The organism is Dactylosporangium sp. NPDC049525 (assembly GCF_040676755.1).
Lineage (GTDB): Bacteria > Actinomycetota > Actinomycetes > Mycobacteriales > Micromonosporaceae > Dactylosporangium.
Genome location: NZ_JBFAPO010000005.1, coordinates 302561 through 321752, shown reverse-complemented (window position 1 = coordinate 321752; position 19192 = coordinate 302561). Strand labels below are relative to the sequence as shown.

Here is a 19192-nt window from a genome sequence, read left to right as displayed (position 1 = left end):
TACCTCGACGAGGCCGACGCCCTCTGCGACCGGATCGCGATCATGGACCACGGTGAGATCGTCACCGAGGGCACGGTCGACGGGGAGACGGCGCGCCGTCGGCAAACGCGTGCGGGGTTGTGCGGTCAGTGGCGGCCGGCGTGGTCGGCGAGCTGGGACAGCCCGGCGACGATGCCGCCGGCGAGGTCGCCACCGCCGAAGGCCGCCGCCATCGACAGGGCGGCCAGCTTCGCCGCGCGGTCGGGGAGCCGGCGGCGGGCTTCGCCGCCGGTGACGATCTCAAGGGTCCGCTGGTTGGGCGAGACCGCGATGAGCACCGAGTGCGGCGGGTCGGCGAGCTGCCCGTGCAGCTGCTCGGCATAACCGCGCATCGGCTCTTCAAGAGCGCCGACATAGATGCTGAAGGTGAGGCCGGTCGAGGAGTCGGCCAGGCGCAGCGCCTCGTCGAGGCGCAGCAGCTGGCGCGTGGTGAACGGCCCGTTGAGGACGTCAGGCTGGCCTACCAGGCCAGCTCCGCTACCACCGGTCACTTGCGCCTCCCATGACGTGCGGCTGCGCCCTGTCGCCGGACCACTCGGTCACGGCCGGCGCGCCGGCGGTCAGTTCGGCCCGCCGCGCACCGGTGAGCTCGCGGGCTTTCGCCGCCTGGGTCACCTGCTCAGGCACGGACAGGAACCAGACCGGCGTGAAGTCGAAGGGCCGGCCGGGCCGGTAACGCTTGCTACGCCGGGCACCCCCGGCATAGGCGGCGCCCGCGATGAGCACGATGACCGCTGCCGGAATGCCGGCGAAGATCAGCGTCGTCTCGATGATGGACAAGCTCAACGCCCCCAGGCGTCGAAGGGACTAAAAGACCGGCTTCACGTTAGCGGGCCATGATGACCAGCGCGTTGCCGGGGGGTATTGCCGATCTTCGCGGAAGTACCGTCAGTTCCATGGACCTCAGCCGCCAGTATGCCGAAACGCGTGACGCACAGGACCCGATCGGTCACTTCCGCACGCGTTTCCACATCCCGGACGAACGCCTCGTGTACTTCGACGGCAACTCGCTCGGCCGGCTGCCGCTCACCACGCGTGACCGGCTGCACGACGCCATCGACCGGGAGTGGGGCGGCGAGCTCATCCGCGGCTGGGACACGTGGATCGACCTGGCCGGACGCGCCGGTGACGTGATCGCCGAGGGGGTGCTGGGCGTCGCGCGCGGCGAGGTGATCCTGTCGGACTCCTCCAGCGTCAACCTGTTCAAGCTGGCGTCGGCGGCGCTGGACGCGAGCCCGCGGCGGCGCGTCATCGTGACCGACGACGACAACTTTCCTACCGACCGTTACGTCCTGGAGGGCCTGGCCCGCGCGAGGGGGCTGGAGCTGCGGGTGGTGGCGACCGACATCGACGCGGGCATCGACCCGGCGCGGGTCGCGGCCGCGCTCGACGACGACGTCGCCCTGGTGTCCCTGTCGCACGTGGCGTACCGGTCCGGCGCGCTCGCCGACATGGTGGCGATCACCACTGCCGCGCACCGGGTGGGGGCCCTCACACTGTGGGATCTGTGCCACTCCGCGGGCTCGGTGCCGGTGCCGCTGCGCGAGTCGGGGGCGGACCTGGCGGTCGGGTGCACGTACAAGTACCTCAACGCAGGGCCCGGTGCGCCGGCGTTCCTGTTCGTCCGGCGTGACCTGCAGGCGAGGCTGCGCCAGCCGATCTGGGGCTGGTTCGGCCAGCGCGACCAGTTCGCGATGGACGCCGGATACGACCCGGTCGAGTCGATCGAGCGCTTCCAGGTCGGCACGCCGCCGGTCCTGGGCGGCTATGCGGTGCTGGAAGGGGCCACGATCACGGCCGAGGCCGGCGTGGCGAACTTGTTCGCCAAGAGTGCGGAGCTCACCTCGTACACCATCCAACTCGGCGACGCCTGGCTCGGCGATGCGCTCACGCTGGCCACGCCCGGCGACCCCGGGCGGCGAGGGTCACATGTGACGTTCCAGCACCCGCAGGCGTGGCAGATCTGCCAGGCGCTGAAGGCGGCCAAGGTCATCCCGGACTTCCGGACCCCGCAGCGGCTGCGGATCGGGCTGGCGCCGCTGTACACCCGGTTCGTGGACGTGTGGGAGGGCATGGCGCGGCTGCGCGACATCGTGACCAGCGGGTCCTACCGCGAGTTCGAGGCGGCGCCCGGACGGGTGACCTGAGTCACCCGCCCGGCGCTGCGGATCAGGCTGCGAGCTGGCTGTCCATCGGGACGTCGAGCCAGTCCGCCCAGCGCGGGTCCGGGGTGCGGTGGCCGAGGACCCGCCACGCGACGCCCTTCGGCGCATGAGGGGTCGCAAGCAAACGCCAGCCGAGTTCGGCTGGCGTTTTGTCGCCTTTGGTGTGGTTGCAGCGAGCGCAGGCGGCGACGACGTTCTCCCATGCGTGCCGCCCACCGCGGCTGCGTGGCATCACGTGGTCGATGGTCTCCGCGGGGCCCCGGCAGTAGGCGCACCGCCAGCCGTCGCGGGCGAAGATACCCCGGCGGGACAGGCCTATGTGGGTGCGGTACGGAACGCGGACGTAACGCGTGAGCCGGACGACAGATGGGACCGGAAGCTCGTTCATCGCACTGTGCAGGATGCCCTCACCGTCGGCGACACAGACCGCCTTCGAAGTGAGGACCAGGATGGTGGCACGTCTGACAGACACGACACACAGCGGCTCGTAGGTGGCATTCAGAACCAGCGCACCCGATACTCGTGCGGGTCGTATGTCAGGCATCGCCGTCCCCCTAAAGCGTGAAGGAAACTCCCTGGAGAAGGTCTGTGTAACGGGCCACCGAAGCGGCGGTCCGTGGGCTAATCGTCCCTGATAGATCCTCGGATTGCACGTACTATTTGCGGCCGGCGGGTGAACCTTCGCGGGCTCGCCCGAGTGTTTGTGCGGACTTCCCCCCGTTCGCACCGGTTTGTCAAGGAGTGCTTGTTGAGCAGCGTGCTCGCCCTGTCGCCTACGCCGGCGCCCGAACCCAGCCCGAGCTGCTCCGACAACGGGTTCTGCGAGTTCGTCTACGAGCAGACGAAGATCCCCTGGCTGGCCGAGAGCAGCTACTGGGTGCTGGTCAAACCGCTGACGATCGTGATGATCATCATCCTGGCGTTCCTGATCCGGGCGATCATCCACCGGGCGATCGACCGCCTGATCCGGCACACGGTGTCGGACCACGAGACCGGCGGCTCGCTGCTGCGGCCCCTGCGCCGGCGGCTGCCCAACTCGCTCACCCAGCCGTCGGAGCGGCGCAACCAGCGGGCCCGGGCGCTCGGCTCGGTGCTGCGCAGCATCGCCTCCGCGGTCGTGTTCAGCATCTCCGCCATGCTGGTGCTCGGTGAGATCGGCCTCGACCTCGCCCCGCTGCTGGCCAGCGCGGGCATCGCCGGCCTGGCGATCGGCTTCGGCGCGCAGAACCTGGTCAAGGACTTCATCGCCGGGCTGTTCATGCTGCTGGAGGACCAGTACGGCATCGGCGACGTGATCGACATCGGCGAGACCGTCGGCACCGTCGAGGCGGTCGGCCTGCGGATCACCACCATCCGCGACGCCTCCGGCGTGGTCTGGTACGTGCGCAACGGCGAGATCGTCCGGGTCGGCAACAAGAGCCAGGGCTGGGCCGTGGTCAACATCGACGTGCCGGTCGGCTTCGTCGCGGTCGACCAGGCCGCCGCAGTGCTGCGCGAGGCCGCCGCCGCCGTCGCCGAGGACCCCGACTTCGTCAACGACTTCATCGACCCGCCGACCGTGCTGGGCGTCGAGCAGCTCACCAACGAGGGTGCCGTCCTGCGCACGACGGTCAAGACGTCGACCGAGGCGCAGTGGCGGGTCGGCCGCGAGTTGCGGCGGCGGCTGACGGACGCCTTGGAGAAGGCGGGGATCGCCGCACAGATCAGCGCGTCGCGGATGTTCATCCGGCCACCCGCCGACACCAACGCCGGAGCCGACACCGGCCAGGGCGGCCCGACCTGAGGTTCCTTCGGGGGACGTCCCCGCGACTCTTTTGTCCGATCTTGCGGTCAGTTGCGGCCAGCCCACCGGGTAGGGTCGCGCATCGGGTGGCTAGTCGGTTATCGTCCGTTCGTTCAGGTGCATCGCTGCACGATGTCCCGGTCCGGCGCCGTTCGACCCCTCCCGGCGCCGGAGCACACCGGTTCGGCCGCGCCCGCGAACGTTCGACGCCGCTGTCGTGACCGAGGGAAAGGGGGCTCCGCCGGTGTCCGATCCCGACGAGTCCGCTGACCGGCCGGCCAGCGCGCGAGAGGTCCTCACCGACCGCGAATACCTGGCGCTGTTCAGCGCCAGCGCGCTGTCATGGTTCGGCGACAGCGCCGCCCGGGCGGCCGTCATCGCCCTGGTCTACATGCGCACCGGGTCACCGATCGCGTCGGCGGCGGCGTTCGCGATCAGCTACCTGCCGTGGCTCGGCATCGGCGCGGTGCTGTCGGCGATCACCGAACGCCACTCCTACCGCAAGATCATGATTCTGTCGGACCTGATCCGCATGGCCATCATGACCGCGCTCGCGGTCTTCGGCGGCCTGCCGATCGGCGCGCTGATCGGGCTGCTGTTCATCAGCGCGCTGCTGAGCCCGCCGTTCGACAGCGCCCGCTCGGCTCTGCTGCCACGGGTGCTGCGGGGCGAGCGGTATGTCACCGCGCTGACCCTGCAGCGCACGGCCGGCCAGTTCGCCCTCATCGCGGGGTATGCGGTGGGCGCGGCGCTGACCGCGGTCGACGCCCGGTATGCACTGCTGCTCAACGCCGCCAGCTTCGGCATCTCCGCGCTGCTGGTGGCGGTGCGGGTCAAGGAGCGCACCCCGAGCCTCACCGCCGACAAGCGCAGCAACCTGCTGCGGGAGACCGCCGAGGGCTACACCGTGGTGTTCCGCTCCCCGGTGATGCGCTCGATCGCCCTCGTCGTGTTCTGCGGGGTCTGCTTCGGCGTGGTCCCGGAGGGGCTCGCCGCGGCCTGGTCCGCCGATCTCGCCGGCCGCTCCAGCGCCATCTACCTCGGCACGATCATGGTCGCCGCCGCCGTCGGCTTCGTCGCCGGCAGCATCGTGATGACCTGGCTGGTCAAGCCGCAGCGGCGCAACGCCTACATCCGCCCGTTCGCGCTCATCACGCCCCTGGCGCTGGTGCCCGCCCTGTTCGACCTGAACATCTACGGCGTCGTGGCGATGACCCTGGTCTCCGGCGCGGCGCTGTCCGGCACCCTGCCCGCCACCAATGCGCTGTTCGTGCAGGTGCTGCCGCCGGCGTACCGGGCACGGGCGTTCGGCGTGATGCAGAGCGGCGTCCACCTCGTGCAGGGCGGCTCGATCCTCTTCACCGGCTGGCTCGCCAGCAACCACCCGCTGCCGCAGGTCGTCGGGTATTTCGCGATCGCCGGCGTGGTCATCATGGCGGTCATCGTCGTCACCTGGCCGGCGCACGCCACGATCGCCGACGCGGTCGCCGCCAACAAGGTGCAGGTCGCCGCCGACGAGCACTCCCCCACCCACGGCGCCAACGAGGAGTTCGGCGAGGTCACCATCGACCTCGGCCGCGCGCCGCTGCCCACCCGCCGCCCCCGGCCGTCGCCGGGCCCGGCACCGCGCCGGGTGCCGGTCGCCGACCCGGCGGAACGCACGGTCGACCTCAGCGAGCGCACCGCGGAGCTCGGTGCGCTCCCGCCGCGATCCCTCAGCCGCGGTCGCGGCATAGTTGACGGGTGACGTCCTCCCCGAACTTCTACGAGCTCGTCGGCGGCGAGCCGACGTTCCGCAAGCTGGTCGACGAGTTCTATGCCGGCGTTGCCGACGACCCGATCCTGCGGCCCCTGTATCCGGAGGAGGACCTCGGGCCGGCCAATGAGCGGTTCCGCCTCTTCCTGATCCAGTACTGGGGCGGCCCCAGCACCTACTCGGAGACCCGCGGCCACCCGCGGCTGCGCATGCGGCACGCGCCGTTCACGGTCGGACCGGCCGAACGCGACGCGTGGCTGCGGCAGATGCGCCGGGCCGTCGACGCGATCGCCCTCGAACCCGAGGCCGAGGCCGTGCTGTGGGAGTACCTGGAGCGGGCCGCCCACTTCATGGTCAACGCCCCGGAGGACGAACCTGCCGGCGGAATCGGACAGATCGTGTCTTAAGTAACTTTCCTTCGTTAGCGGTGTATGCGCCCCATGTTGGGCGCTTCCCCCCTGTACTAACGAAGGAGCCGCACGTATGCGCCGACGATTGCTCGCTGCCGCCGCAACCGCACTGGCCGCGATCGCGGTCGCCATGCCCGCTTCCGCCGCGCTGAACCACGCCTCGACCGTGTCGACGAACCCCGTCGACTACACCCCGAACGTCCTGGACGGCGAGGTGCGCGCGTTCGCGCTCGTCGGCGACGTGGTCGTGGTCGGCGGCGACTTCACCACCGTCGTGCCCGCCGGCAAGAAGGCCAAGCTCAAGCGCAAGAACATCTTCGCGTACCGGGCGACGACCGGCGAGATCCTGCCGTTCGCCCCGGAGGCCGACGACGTGGTCCTCACGCTCGCTGCCGGGCCCAACAACACCGTCTACGCGGGCGGCGCGTTCCAGAAGATCGGCGGCGGCGCGCAGCGTGGGCTCGCCCAGCTCAGCCTCGCCGACGGCAAGCGCGTGCCGGCCTTCACCGGCGAGATCAACTGGGGCGACACGCGCAGCCTCGTCACGTTCGGCCCGTGGCTGTACGCCGCCGGCTCGTTCACCAGCATCGGCGGGCAGAAGCGCGCCGGCCTGGCCCGCCTCAACGCCACCAGCGGCTGGGCCGACACCACGTTCGACGCGAAGCTCTCCGCGCCGAACCTGACCCGGGTCAAGCTCGAGGACCTGGCGATCAGCCCGGACGGCAACCGGCTCGCCGCCGTCGGCGCGGTCGAGCAGGCGTTCGGCCAGTACCGCGCCCAGGTCGTCATGATCGACAACGCGGCCAACTCGGCGCGCCTGGCCGACTGGTACACCGACGTCTACACCAAGCCCTGCCGCGCCGGGTTCGAGACCTACCTGCGCGGCATCGACTTCGACCCGACCGGCACGTACGCGACGATCGTCTCCACCGGCCGCAAGTGGGGCGACCACCTCATGTGCGACACGGCGGCCCGCTTCGACCTGCGCGGCACCGGCCTGCACAAGCCCGTCTGGATCAACTGGACCGGTGGCGACTCGCTGTACTCGGTCGCCGACACCGGCTCCGCCGTCTACGTCGGTGGCCACCAGCGCTGGATGGACAACCCGTTCGGCAAGGAGACCGCCGGCAAGGGTGCGGTCAGCCGGCCCGGTATCGCCGCGATCAGCCCGGCGAGCGGCAAGGCCACCGCGTTCAACCCGAAGCGGGAGCCGCGCGGCGTCGGCGCCAGGGCGCTGCTGGCGACGCCGTACGGCCTGCTCGTCGGCTCCGACACCGAGAAGATCGGCGGCGAGTGGCACGCCCGCCTGGCGATGCTGCCCCTGTAACACCCGATCGGAGAAAAGGCCCCCGTCACCCTGACGGGGGCCTTTTTTCGTTGACTGGGCGGACAACTCGCGGCGACATCCGGCCGAATGACGGCGGGTGTCGATGCGCGCCACGATCACGGCGAATAAGTTTGAATGCACGAACGCGGATGGAGGGAGGGGACCAGATGGCATCTCAGGGATATCGCGACTGGCTCAACGCGGGCCGTCCGTACACCCTGATCCGCCCGGCCAAGGCGGTGCAGGCCACGTTGCGCGGCTACGGCCTCACCGTCTACGACTATCCGAACGACGCGCACCTGCAGGCCAACACGCCGGAGGACCACACACCGTTCTCGGTGACCGGCTGGCCCGGTCCGAACAAACGGTGGAAGGCCCGCGCACTGGACATCATGCCGCGGTCCGACTCCAGCGCGCACCGCAAGGAGAACGCCGACATCGCGCGGCAGCTGATCAAGGACCGTGACGCCGGCCACCCCGGCGCCATGTGGATCAAGTACCTCAACTGGACCGACGAAAAAGGCAACTGCAACCAGGAACGGTGGACCGACAGCGCCAACCCGCTGCGGCGGACCACCAGGTCATCGTCGGACCGGGGACATGTCCACATCTCCGGCCGGTCCGACGTCGACGACGACGACCGGGCCGACGAATACGACCCGATCGGACGCCTGCAAGGAAGGGACTACAGCGTGGCCGACTCTCAGCTCATCGCCAACTCCGAGCGCGGTGTGACCGCACTCGTCGCCGGCACAGACCCGATCCAGTTCGAGTTCCCGTGGAACGACCAGGCCGCTCAGGGGTTCCCCAACCCGCTGAACCAGATGACCGCGAAGCTCGACCGGCTCATCGCCGCGGCCGCAGCCGACGAGACCCGGGACCTGGCGGCCACCGCCGCCATCAACAGCCTCGTCGCCGCGATCCAGGGCGGCGGCGCGCTGCTCGAGGCGGAGCCGATCATCGCCGCGATCGAGGCCGTGCGGGCGCAGACCCACGCCGAGGTCGTCCGGCTGCAGGAGCAGCTCGCCGCGGCCGAGGCCCAGAACCAGGCCCTCGCCGCGGCACTGAAGGAAGCCACCTCCGGCCGGCAGCCGGACAGCCAGACGGCGGAGTGAGCATTCCCCCTGCGACACAGCAGCCCCGGTCCTGAGGGACCGGGGCTGAACTGTTGCAACTGCATGGGGTGACTGATGGGATTTGAACCCACGACACCCGGGACCACAACCCGGTGCTCTGCCAACTGAGCTACAGCCACCATGAACGTGCTCGCCAATAATAGGGCATGAGCACGGGGATTCGTCGACCGGGTTAGTGCGTGTGGGTGTCGGTTTCCCGGCTCAGCTCCGCACCGATCGCCTTCGCCGCCTCCACGTCCGGTCCGGGCAGCGGCACGAACAGCGTCCGGCGGTAATACTCCAGCTCACGGATGCTCTCCCGGATGTCCGCGAGCGCCCGGTGAGCAAGGCCCTTCGGCGGCTGGCCGAAGTAGACCCGCGGATACCACCGGCGGCACAGCTCCTTGATCGAGGAGACGTCGATCATCCGGTAGTGCAGGTGGTTGTCGAGCCGCGGCATGTCCCGCGCCAGGAACCCCCGGTCGGTGGCGATCGAGTTGCCGCACAGCGGCGCCGTGCGCGGATCCGGCACGTGGGTGGTGATGTAGGACATGACGAGGTCCTCCGCCTCCGCCACGGTCACCGCCGACGCCCGCACCGCGGCGGTCAGCCCGGACTTGGCGTGCATGTCACGCACCACGTCCAGCATGCCGTCCAGCAGCGCGTCCTCGGCGTGGATCACCACGTCGACGCCGTCGCCCAGGACGTTGAGATCCGGGTCCGTGACCAGCGCCGCCACTTCGATCAGCGCGTCCTTACCCAGATCAAGCCCTGTCATCTCACAGTCGATCCAGACCAAAAGATCACCCACGTCCCACAGCCTAGTGTTCATCTGGCCGACTTCTCACACTCAATGACTCCTCGTTACCTTTATCCTTCGCTCGTGACCCATCGCACGTGTGCACGCCTGCTGGTCCTCACCGTCGGTGTGCTCGCCGGTGCCCTGCTCGGCGCCGCTCCGGCCGCGGCCCACACGACCCTGAAGCAGAGCGACCCGGCGGCCGGCTCGACGGTCCAGGCGCTGCCGGAAGTGGTGCGGCTCACGTTCAGCGACACACTTCCCATCGTCCCGACGGTCACGGTCCGCGACGAGGCCGGCACGGTGGTCAACAGCAGCCCGATCTCGCCGCACGGCAACACGGTCCTGCAGCCGGTGAAGAGCACGAAGGGCGGCAAGTTCACGGTCACGTGGGAGCTGACGTCCGCCGACGGGCACAAGACATCGGGGTCGTTCGCATTCACGGTGACCGCGGCACCGTCCGACGCGCCCTCGCCGACCGCACCGGTCGTGGTCACCGCGACCCCGACACCCGAGGCGCCCCAGTCGTCGTCCCCGGCGCCGCCGCCTGCCGTCTCGTCCACCGCCCTCGCCGTGCCGACCTCCGACACGTCGGGCACCGGCGCCACGTGGCTGCTCTGGGCGGCGGTCGCCGTCGTCGTGCTCGGCGCCGCCGGCACCGCCGTCCTGCTGCTGCGCCGGCGGCGGGCGACGTCAGCTTGAGGCCGTCGCCTCTTCCTGCTCGTCGACGGCGACCGGTGCCCAGGTGAACTGCAGCTCGATCGCCGGCAGCTTCGGCAGCGGTGGCAGGACCACCGGCCCGGGCCCATCGTCGTCGGTCCCGGCCGCCGGGGCGGGCCGGTCCAGCTCTGACTCGGCGAGCGCGGCGCCCTCGTCCGCGACCGTCACTTCCTGCGGGGCGGCCTCGTCCACGGCCGCAGCGTCGGCGCTCGTCTGACCGGTCGGTTCCTGCGGCGCCGGTACGTCCATGCCCGCCGTAGCCGCTTCGGCCGGCGCTGGTTCCGCCGTTGCTTCCGCCGTTGCCTTTGTCGGCACGGCGGTGGGCTCGCCGGCCGGGCTCTCCTCCGTCACCACGACGCCGATCGTCGTGGTCTGGCGGTCTTCCTCGACCTCGGTCTGGCTCGTCACTTCGATCGTGACCGCCGCGGGCGCCGCGTCACGGTTCTTCGGCACGACCGGGTTGAGCAGCGCCGCGATCGGGTCCGACAGCGTCGACAGGTTGCGCCGCAGGCTCGCCCGCCCCCGGCCCTTCGCCGGCTGGGACGGCAGCGTCGGCAGCACGAGCCGCTCCTCGGCGCGCCGCTGGGGCCACGCGAGCACCAGCAACGCCAGCAGGAACAGCGCCGTGCCCAGCATGAGCAGCCCACCGGCGGTCGGCCCGATCCACGCCGGCGTGAGCCTGGCCGTCACCGTCACGTCGATCCCGGCCGTGCCGTCCGCGTTCATGACCACGAGCGCCAGGTGCCGCCCCCGCAGCGCCGACGGCGACCAGGTCAGCTGCGCCGCCCCGTCGACCGTGATGCTCTTCGCCAGCCAGAACTCCTGCCCCGCCGGCACCGCCAGCGGCACCGCGATCGCACCGCCGGCGCCGTTCGCCCCGGCAGCCGACCCCGTCGCGTTCGGACCGGCGGCGGTCGCGTTCGGGTCGACCGTCGCGTTCGGATCGGCCGCGACGTTCGGGTCGGTTGGGGCGGCCGGGTCGGCCGGGTTCACGTTCGGGTCGCCGGCCGCGGTGTTCGGGCCGGCGGTGGTTGCGTTCGGGTCGCCGGTCGCCGCACCCGGGTCGCCACCGGTCGTGGCGTTCGGGTCGCCGGTGCCAGTGGTCCCCGAGCCGGACCCCGGCTCGGTGCCGGGCCCGGCAACGGCCGGGACGCCGCCCTGCGCGGGACCGGCGGTCTGCGCCCCGGCACCGGTGCTGCCCTGCTGCCCGGTCGTGGCACCGGCACTCGCCGCGGCGGCGCGGGTCTGGACCTCGGTGAGCTCGACCGGCAGCGGACCGCGGGCCAGCCTGACCCGGGACACGCTGGCGTGGACGAGCCCGCCGAGGTACCGCTGCACCACCGCATCCGGGGCCAGTCCGATGAACAGGGGGCCGCTGGAGCCGACCGCCGACAGGTTGAGCGTCGTCTGCCCACCCCGCGCGAACGGCGCATCAGCTCGCAGCAACGCGTCGATGTCAGGCACGACCACCGCGCGGCCCCCGGAGCGCAACCGCTCCAGCCGCGCCGTAAAGGTGTCATCGGCGGCGCGATGCTCCATGGCCACGCAGAGTCCGCCACCGGCAAGCGCCAACGGCACCGCGATGAGCAGCAGCAGCGCGCCGACACCTGCCCGAACCAGACGCACGACCATGGCAGCGGCCCCTTCCCCCCAGCGATCCGAAGCCGACAATACCGCCAAAAATCCCGCGAATTACCTTCTTTCCACCAAACCCACCGACGAGCACCGAATTACCTGTCCCGCCCCATCTCCCCCACGACCCCTTTGCGTGCCGCCACTCAAGCCGGCAAGGCACCGCCGCAGCGTGCCCGTTCCGCGCCGAAGATGGGTTGCCGGCGCACGCTTCGCCGCCGGGGACATCTCACGCCACGCACCGCGGCCGCATCGACGGAACTGGACATCGACCAGCACCCGTCCGGGCCGGCAGCGATGGCGGGAGAAGTGCGCGTCAGCATCGCCCCGGTCGGCGGCAACCCAGATCCATGCAGCGCCCGGCCGCACCATCTCGCAACCGGCCCGCACCCCGAAACGGCCACCCCTGAGCCGAGATCAAGGAGCACCCCGCGAGCCGGCCGCCCCCGGATGCCACACCCGGGCCAGGCTGCCCCCGACGCAACCGCTCAGACACCACCGCAACCCGCCCGGCCACCACCGCAAACCCCGCCCGGTCACCACTGCGAACCCGCCGGCGTCCACCCCGGTCTCCGGGCACCGCGAGGAGATCTCGCCGGCGCCCAGCGGCAGCCACCGCAGCGCAGGGCAGGGCAGGTCAAGAGCGGATCGGAACCTGCACCGGGATCGTCGTCTGGTTGAGATCGTCGACGCGGACCGTGAACTTCAGCTCCCACGTCCCAGCCGGCGTCAGCGTCACCGTTCCATACGCGTGATCCGGCGTGATGCCCAGCGTCGGCAGCACGATCGGCTCGATGCCCTTGGCCGGCAACGCCGCCGTCGCCTTCCACTCCACCACCGACAGCGGCCCCGACCCGTCCGGCTTGAGCGCATACAGGTGCACGGTGTTCGGCCCGACCCTGCCCGGCGACACGTCGACCTCGAGCTTCACCAGGTTCGTCGTGATCGTCGTGGTGAACGGACCCGTGGACGCGTTCTCGCCCGCCTGCACGCTGCGGGCCGGACTCGTCTGCACGAGCACCGACGTGAAGCCCAGCACCACGACAGCGATCAGCACCTCGATCAGCACCGCACGCCGCAACCGGACCCGGTCGGCAGGCTCGGCCGGCCCGGCCGGCTTGGCAGCCTCGTCCAGCAGCTCCGACGGCTCGTCGTCCAGCAGCTCCGACGGCTCGTCGTCCTGCACCTCCGACAGTTCGTCGTCCTGCGCTGCCGGCACGGGCATGAAGCGCCGGTTGGTGATGCGGCGGGAGTAGGCCGCCACACCGAGGACGACAGCCAGCAGCGCCACCTTGACCATGACAAGCCGGCCATACGTGGTGCCGGTCAGCGCGTCGATGGTGCCGATCTCGACGAGCGCCTGCGCGGTGCCGGCGAGGACCAGCACCGTGATCGCCAGCAGCGCCCAGCCGGACCAGACCGGCACGATGGCCGTCAACTCGCGGGTGTTGGCGCGGCGGAGCAGGAACGCGAACAGCATCACCAGACCGCCGAGCCACACCGCCATCGAGGCAAGGTGCGCGACGTCGGCGACGACGGTGAGGGTCGGCACCGGTGAGGCGCTCGGATGACCGGAGATCGGCCAGGTGGCGAGCCCGACCACGCCGAGGATGATCAGCAGCGTCTGGTCGATCTTGCCGGCGCGGCCGGCGATCAGGGGTCGGAGCAGCACCGCGACGGCGATCGCGACGGCGAGCCGGATCAGGTGCGCGGCGCCGAACGGGGTGCCGAGCACCTCACGGGTGGCGGTCGAGGACGCGTCGAACAGCGTCGTGCCGGACGTGTACGGAATCTGCAGGTACAACTCCAGCACCGCGCTGAACGCGAGCAGACCGGCACCCGTCAACGCCAGCCTGCCCGGGTCGCGGGCGGAGAGCCGGCGGGGCCAGAGGGCGAACAGGACGAGGGCCGGGCCGACCAGCAGGACCAGGCCGACGAAGCCGATGAAGCGCGCGACGGACATCGCGTTCTTCACCAGGGCGTCGGTCTTGACGTCGGCGCCGGCGTCGCCGGTGCTGGGCACGGCGGAGACCTCACCGTAGGAGAAGCTGTAGCCGCCGCTCACCGGATGGCTGTCGGCGGAGATGACCCGGTAGCTGACCAGATACGTGCCCTTGGGGCTGCCGGGCTTGAGCGGGATGACGAGCTCGGCGTCGCGGGCGACGGGCTTGCCCAGGTCGGCGCGGCTACCGTCGGGCGCCGTGACCCGGATCTTGTCGGCGACGATCCGCACCGGCTCGCTGAAGGTGAGCGTGATCTCGCCGGGCAATTGATCCACGACGCTGCCGGCGACCGGAGCGGTGCGCTCCAGGAGCGCGTGCGCGCTGGCGGGCGCGGCGGGCAGCGCCAGGATCAGCAACGCTCCGAAGAGCATCGCCAGGGGGATGGACCATGCGCGGCGGGTCATGCGGACCATGATTTCTCGCTTTTCCCATGGATGCCGCCGCGGGGGTCGACTTTATACGATGAGTCACGGCACCGGGACGTAACGCTATCTGCCGCCGTGGATGTCACCGGGGCGCGATAGAGTCCGGACCATGACCACGACACGTCTGGAGCCGGGTGACGCGGCTCCTGAGTTCACGTTGCAGACGGATCGCGACGAGCCCCTGGCACTCGCCGACCTCCGGGGGCGCAAGGTCGTCCTCTATGCGTATCCGGCGGCGATGACGCCCGGGTGCACCAAGCAGGCGTGCGACTTCCGTGACAATCTCGCCTCGCTGCAGTCCGCCGGCTACGAGGTGGTCGGCATCTCGCCGGACTCCCCGGCGAAGCTGGCACAGTTCCGCGAGCGCGACGCGATCACGTTCCCGCTCGTGTCGGACCCCGACCGGGCGGTCCTGAAGGCCTATGGCGCGTTCGGCGAGAAGCAGAACTACGGGCGCACCGTGCTGGGCGTGATCCGCTCGACCTTCGTCATCGACGAGAAGGGGAACATCGAGCGTGCTCTCTACAACGTCAAGGCGACGGGGCACGTGGCGAAGCTCAGGCGGGACCTTGGCCTGGACTAACGGCAAGATCGGCCTGAATACACACTGGTAATGCGGCTGAAACGGTTCGTGCCTAGGCTCTCGTCATGGCGGACATCTTCGACGACTACTCGATGTCCGGGGCCATGTTCGAAGCGTGGGACGAGATGTTCGAGCGCCCCGGTCAGCCGCGCTCGCCCTATCGTTCGCTGTTCGCCGCGCTGCAGCCGCTCGCCCCGGCCGATCTGCGGTTCCGTGCCGACCAGCTGGCGCGGGTCTTCACCGACCGCGGGGTCACGTTCGCCTACGCGGGCGAGGAGCGACCCTTCCCGCTGGATCTGATCCCCCGCATCCTCGACGCCAACGAGTGGGACCTGCTGACGGCCGCCGTCCAGCAGCGGGTCAAGGCACTCGAGGCGTTCCTCGCCGACATCTACGGCGCCGGTCGGGTGTTCACCGACGGCGTCGTGCCCCGCAAGCTCATCACCACCAGCGCGCACTTCCACCGGCAGGCGCACGGCATCGAGCCGGCCAACGGGGTGCGGGTCCACATCAGCGGCGTCGACCTGATCCGGGACGAGGACGGCAGGTTCCGCGTCCTGGAGGACAACCTGCGCATCCCGTCCGGGGTGTCCTACGTGATCGAGAACCGGCGCGCCCTGACCCACACCATGCCGGCGCTGTTCGCGGAGGCGCGGGTCAGGCCGGTCGACGACTACCCGGCCCGGCTCCTCGCCGCGTTGCGCGCCGCCGCGCCGGAGGGCGTCGAGGACCCCACGGTCGTCGTGCTGACGCCGGGCGTCTACAACGCGGCCTATTTCGAGCACGCGCTGCTCGCCCGGCTCATGGGCGTGGAGCTGGTCGAGGGCCGCGACCTGGTCTGCAGCGGCAACCGGGTGCGGATGCGCACCACGCAGGGCGAGCGCCCGGTGCACGTGGTCTACCGGCGGGTCGACGACGAGTTCATCGACCCGCTGCATTTCCGGCCCGACTCGGTGATCGGCTGCCCCGGCATCGTCAACGCGGCCCGCGCCGGGCAGGTCACCCTTGCCAACGCGGTCGGCAACGGCGTCGCCGACGACAAGCTCGTCTACACGTACGTGCCGGACCTGATCCGGTACTACCTGTCGGAGGAGCCGCTCATCGACAACGTGGAGACGTACCGGCTCGACGACCGCGACCCCGAGGTCCTGAACGACGTGCTCGGCCGGCTCGACCAACTGGTCCTCAAACCGGTCGACGGCGCGGGCGGCAAGGGCATCGTCATCGGCCCGCAGGCATCCGAGGAGACCCTGATCGGCCTCAGGAAGCTGGTCGAGAAGGACCCGCGGGGCTGGATCGCGCAGCGCCCCGTGGCCCTGTCGACGTCGCCGACGCTGCTCGGTGACCGGGTCGCGCCGCGCCACATCGACCTGCGCCCGTTCGCGGTCAACGACGGCAACGAGATCTGGCTGGTGCCGGGCGGGCTGACCCGCGTGGCGCTGCCGGAGGGGGCGCTCGTCGTCAACTCCAGCCAGGGCGGCGGGTCGAAGGACACCTGGGTGCTCGCGCACCACACCGATCCGGCGCCGTCGGCCCCGCGGTCGAAGATCGTGCCGGAGCCGCGTGAGGCCGGCGGCAGCCCCCGCGACAGCGGACCGGCCGCCGCGCAGCTCGCCGGACAGCAGTAGGAGGGGCCGTGCTCAGTCGCATCGCAGAGTCCCTGTTCTGGATCGGGCGCTACATCGAGCGCGCCGACGACACCGCCCGCATCCTCGACGCGTTCCTCGGCCGGCTCCTGGAGGACCCGTGGGCCGACGAGGACGCCGCGTGCCGGACGCTGATGTCGGTGCTCGGTGCGCCGGCGCCGCAGGACCGGCGGATCACCACCGGTGACGTGCTGGAGCTGCTGGCGTTCGACGCCGAGGACCCCAGCGCCATCTCGGGTGCGATCGTCGCCGCCCGTGACAATGCGCGGGGGGTACGCGAGACGATCTCCAGTGAAATGTGGGAATGCCTCAACGTCACGTGGCACACCCTCGCGTCGCGCAGGGTCGCCGCGGAACGCCTCGGCCCGACCGTCTTCCTGAGTTACGTGCGGGAGCGCGCTGCCGTACTGGCCGGGCTGGCGGAATCCACGATGAGCCGTGACGACGGGTGGCGGTTCCTGGTGCTGGGCCGCAGCCTCGAGCGCGTCGACATGACCGCCCGGCTGCTGTCCATCCAGACGAACACCACCGACGAGATCACCGGCTGGCGGACCGTGCTGCGGTCCTGCGGCGCCGACGAGGCGTTCCTGCGCACTCACGGCGGGACGTTCGAGCCGCAGCGGGTCACCGAGTTCCTGCTGCTGGACCGGCTGTTCCCGCGCTCGGCGCTGCACGCGCTGGGCACCGCCGAGCAGTGCCTGCGCGAGCTGGCGCCGACGATGGAAAGGGCCGGCGTGACCGACGCCGCCCGCCGGCCGATCGGGCAGATCAGGACCCGCCTCGAGTACGCCGACACCACCACCCTCCTCGCCGAACTGCCGCAGCACCTGCGGGCGCTGCAGCAGACCTGTGCCACGGCCAGCGCGGCGATCACGGCCCGCTACTTCCCGCAGTCCACGCCCGTCACCTGGGGCACCGTCGCATGGGGTGGATCATGAGTTGGCGTCTCAAGATCAGGCATGTCACGGGCTACAAGTACGCGGGCAGCGTCTCGGCGTCCTACAACGAGGCCCGGCTGACCCCGCTCACGCTGCCGTGGCAGACGACGCTGTTCAGCCAGGTCGAGGTGACGCCGGGCGCCACCACCTACCGGTACTACGACTACTGGGCGACCCAGGTCACCGCGTTCGACCTGCACCGGCCGCACCAGCAGCTGCGGGTCGTGTCCAGCAGCCTGGTCGAGGTGTCGCCGCCGCCGCTACCGGTCGTCACGCTCACCTGGTCCGAGCTCGGTGGCGGCGCCGTGCTCGACACGCACGCGGAGTTGCTGACCGAGAGCCCCTTGACCGCCGTCGACGCCACCCTGGTCGACGAGGCATGGGATGCGATCGCCGGCAGGTCACCACAGGCCTCTGCCGAGGCGTTGTCGCATTGGGTACGGGACAACGTCGCCTACGTCCCGGGATCCACCGGCGTGCAGACAAGCGCGCAGGAGGCGTGGAAGCAGCGCAAGGGTGTCTGCCAGGACATCGCTCACCTGACCGTCGGCCTGCTGCGGGCCAGGGGCATCCCGGCCCGGTACGTGTCCGGCTACCTGCACCCGAAGGTCGAGGCCGAGATCGGCGAGACGGTCGCCGGACAGAGCCACGCCTGGGTCGAATGGTGGGCCGGTGAATGGACCGGGTTCGATCCCACGAACGGGGTTCCGGTCGGTCCGCGGCACGTGGTGGTGGCCCGCGGGCGCGACTACGACGACGTCCCGCCGCTGCGCGGGGTCTATCACGGCGCGCCGAGCAAGCACCTCGGGGTCACGGTGGAGATCACCCGCCTGGCGTGAGTAAAGTGATGGCCGGTCGCGACGTGGGGCCGTAGCCCAATGGCAGAGGCACACGGTTTAGGTCCGTGCCAGTGTGAGTTCGACTCTCACCGGCCCCACTTTTCTCGGATGATTTCTGTCGCACCCTGCTCGTACACTCTGCGCATTATGACGAAGCTCAATCAGATCATCGCGGTGGAGAAGGGCGTCAAGTCGCGCTCCTTCCAGGAACTCACCGACGCGCACCACGTGCTGCAGAAGCCCGCCCTGCTGGCCGGCATCGCGCGCACCTACCGCCCGAAGGACGAGGAGGGCGAGCAGCTGCCGCCCGAGTCGACCCGCGTGCAGGTCAAGGCCGACGAGGTCATGCGCCAGACCGCGACCATCCTCACCCGGCTCTTCGACGTGACCGCGACGAAGGACTGGACCAACTGCGTCGCGCGCGCCGACGTCGTCGTGGACGGCACGCCGCTGCTGCGTGACGTGCCCGTGTCCTACCTGCTGTTCCTGGAGAAGCAGCTGGTCGACCTGCTGACGTTCGTGCGGAAGCTGCCGGTCCTGGACGCCGCCGAGTCGTGGGTGTATGACGCGTCCGCCGACTGCTTCGCAACCGAGCCGACGCAGACCACCCGCACCAAGCGGATCCCGCGCAACCACGTCAAGGCCGAGGCGACGGAGAAGCACCCCGCGCAGGTCGAGGTGTATTACGAGGACGTCGTCATCGGCTACTGGAAGACGGTGAAGTTCTCCGGCGCGCTGCCCGCGCAGCGGATCAACGAGCTGGTGGAGCGGGTCGAGAAGCTGCAGGCGGCGGTGAAGTTCGCCCGCGAGGAGGCCAACTCCGCCGAGGTCGTGCAGCAGGAGGCCGGCGAGAAAGTGTTTCGCTTCCTCTTCGCCTGACGGCTAGGATCGGTGGTGCGCAAGGAGCGCAGGCTGAACCTGAGGCTCAGTTTGACAGGTGCGCGCGGTGTCAATGTGGAGGTTCGATTCCTTCCGCCGTCATTCGTGACGGCGTAGCCCAATGGCAGAGGCG

At 70.5% G+C, this 19192-nt stretch carries 18 protein-coding genes and 2 tRNA genes; 13 read left to right on the top strand and 7 right to left on the bottom strand.

Going from position 1 to position 19192, the window contains the following annotated elements; genetic code table 11:
* Window positions 1-125 precede the first annotated feature (125 nt).
* Together AB0K00_RS11895 and AB0K00_RS11890 are read right to left on the bottom strand one after the other, a co-directional pair.
* A complete protein-coding gene (locus AB0K00_RS11895; RefSeq protein WP_363518963.1) occupies window positions 126-530 on the bottom strand; it encodes a DUF5130 family protein in 405 nt (134 codons plus the stop codon).
* A complete protein-coding gene (locus AB0K00_RS11890) occupies window positions 517-819 on the bottom strand; it encodes a hypothetical protein (RefSeq protein ID WP_363518960.1) in 303 nt (100 codons plus the stop codon). Before AB0K00_RS11890 ends, AB0K00_RS11895 begins: the two co-directional genes overlap by 14 nt.
* Window positions 820-935: 116 nt before the next feature.
* Here AB0K00_RS11890 and kynU point away from each other — a divergent pair, with 116 nt between their 5' ends.
* Entirely contained in the window at window positions 936-2186 is a 1251-nt protein-coding gene (kynU, locus tag AB0K00_RS11885; RefSeq protein ID WP_363518957.1) for a kynureninase, read from the top strand.
* 22 nt (window positions 2187-2208) lie between these two features.
* Here the strand turns inward: kynU and AB0K00_RS11880 are convergent, their stop codons facing one another.
* A complete protein-coding gene (locus AB0K00_RS11880) occupies window positions 2209-2748 on the bottom strand; it encodes an HNH endonuclease (protein ID WP_363518955.1) in 540 nt (179 codons plus the stop codon).
* A gap of 201 nt (window positions 2749-2949) precedes the next feature.
* Between AB0K00_RS11880 and AB0K00_RS11875 the strand changes: the two genes are divergently transcribed.
* The 5 genes from AB0K00_RS11875 to AB0K00_RS11855 all read left to right on the top strand — a co-directional run bounded on the left by AB0K00_RS11875 (window position 2950) and on the right by AB0K00_RS11855 (window position 8595).
* Window positions 2950-3987, top strand: coding sequence for a mechanosensitive ion channel family protein (locus tag AB0K00_RS11875; protein ID WP_363518952.1), 1038 nt, complete (start codon window positions 2950-2952; stop codon window positions 3985-3987).
* A 244-nt stretch (window positions 3988-4231) separates the two neighbouring features.
* Window positions 4232-5734, top strand: coding sequence for an MFS transporter (locus AB0K00_RS11870; protein ID WP_363518949.1), 1503 nt, complete (start codon window positions 4232-4234; stop codon window positions 5732-5734).
* Window positions 5731-6150: a globin gene (locus AB0K00_RS11865; RefSeq protein WP_363518946.1), complete on the top strand. Its 420-nt coding sequence runs from the start codon at window positions 5731-5733 to the stop codon at window positions 6148-6150. The genes AB0K00_RS11870 and AB0K00_RS11865 overlap by 4 nt, the downstream gene beginning before the upstream one ends.
* Before the next feature lie 76 nt (window positions 6151-6226).
* Window positions 6227-7480, top strand: a complete 1254-nt coding sequence (locus AB0K00_RS11860) for a delta-60 repeat domain-containing protein (RefSeq protein WP_363518943.1) — start codon at window positions 6227-6229, stop codon at window positions 7478-7480.
* Window positions 7481-7647: 167 nt separating this feature from the next.
* Entirely contained in the window at window positions 7648-8595 is a 948-nt protein-coding gene (locus AB0K00_RS11855; protein ID WP_363518940.1) for a hypothetical protein, read from the top strand.
* Window positions 8596-8659: 64 nt separating this feature from the next.
* Here the strand turns inward: AB0K00_RS11855 and AB0K00_RS11850 are convergent.
* Window positions 8660-8735: transfer RNA gene (locus AB0K00_RS11850), tRNA-His, on the bottom strand.
* Window positions 8736-8788: 53 nt separating this feature from the next.
* Window positions 8789-9427, bottom strand: a complete 639-nt coding sequence (gene orn / locus AB0K00_RS11845) for an oligoribonuclease (RefSeq protein WP_363518937.1) — start codon at window positions 9425-9427, stop codon at window positions 8789-8791.
* A 51-nt stretch (window positions 9428-9478) separates the two neighbouring features.
* On the opposite strand from orn, the gene AB0K00_RS11840 reads away from it, so the two are divergent.
* A complete protein-coding gene (locus tag AB0K00_RS11840) occupies window positions 9479-10096 on the top strand; it encodes a copper resistance CopC family protein (RefSeq protein ID WP_363518935.1) in 618 nt (205 codons plus the stop codon).
* Here the strand turns inward: AB0K00_RS11840 and AB0K00_RS11835 are convergent.
* Window positions 10088-11746 (bottom strand): hypothetical protein, encoded by a 1659-nt coding sequence (locus AB0K00_RS11835; protein ID WP_363518932.1) that lies wholly within the window; start codon window positions 11744-11746, stop codon window positions 10088-10090. The two genes, AB0K00_RS11840 and AB0K00_RS11835, sit on opposite strands and share 9 nt — an antisense overlap.
* Window positions 11747-12383: 637 nt before the next feature.
* Entirely contained in the window at window positions 12384-14153 is a 1770-nt protein-coding gene (locus AB0K00_RS11830) for a copper resistance protein CopC (protein ID WP_363518929.1), read from the bottom strand.
* Window positions 14154-14283: 130 nt separating this feature from the next.
* Here AB0K00_RS11830 and bcp point away from each other — a divergent pair, with 130 nt between their 5' ends.
* The 6 genes from bcp to AB0K00_RS11800 all read left to right on the top strand — a co-directional run bounded on the left by bcp (window position 14284) and on the right by AB0K00_RS11800 (window position 19059).
* A complete protein-coding gene (gene bcp, locus AB0K00_RS11825) occupies window positions 14284-14757 on the top strand; it encodes a thioredoxin-dependent thiol peroxidase (RefSeq protein ID WP_363518926.1) in 474 nt (157 codons plus the stop codon).
* A gap of 65 nt (window positions 14758-14822) precedes the next feature.
* Window positions 14823-16385 (top strand): circularly permuted type 2 ATP-grasp protein, encoded by a 1563-nt coding sequence (locus AB0K00_RS11820; RefSeq protein WP_363518923.1) that lies wholly within the window; start codon window positions 14823-14825, stop codon window positions 16383-16385.
* Window positions 16386-16393: 8 nt separating this feature from the next.
* Window positions 16394-17341: an alpha-E domain-containing protein gene (locus tag AB0K00_RS11815; RefSeq protein WP_327008495.1), complete on the top strand. Its 948-nt coding sequence runs from the start codon at window positions 16394-16396 to the stop codon at window positions 17339-17341.
* Complete coding sequence (locus tag AB0K00_RS11810) at window positions 17338-18180, top strand: transglutaminase family protein (RefSeq protein ID WP_363518920.1); 843 nt, start codon at window positions 17338-17340, stop codon at window positions 18178-18180. Before AB0K00_RS11815 ends, AB0K00_RS11810 begins: the two co-directional genes overlap by 4 nt.
* Window positions 18181-18205: 25 nt before the next feature.
* A tRNA-Leu gene (locus AB0K00_RS11805) sits at window positions 18206-18278 on the top strand.
* Between the two features lie 49 nt (window positions 18279-18327).
* Entirely contained in the window at window positions 18328-19059 is a 732-nt protein-coding gene (locus tag AB0K00_RS11800) for a hypothetical protein (RefSeq protein ID WP_327008493.1), read from the top strand.
* Window positions 19060-19192 lie beyond the last annotated feature (133 nt).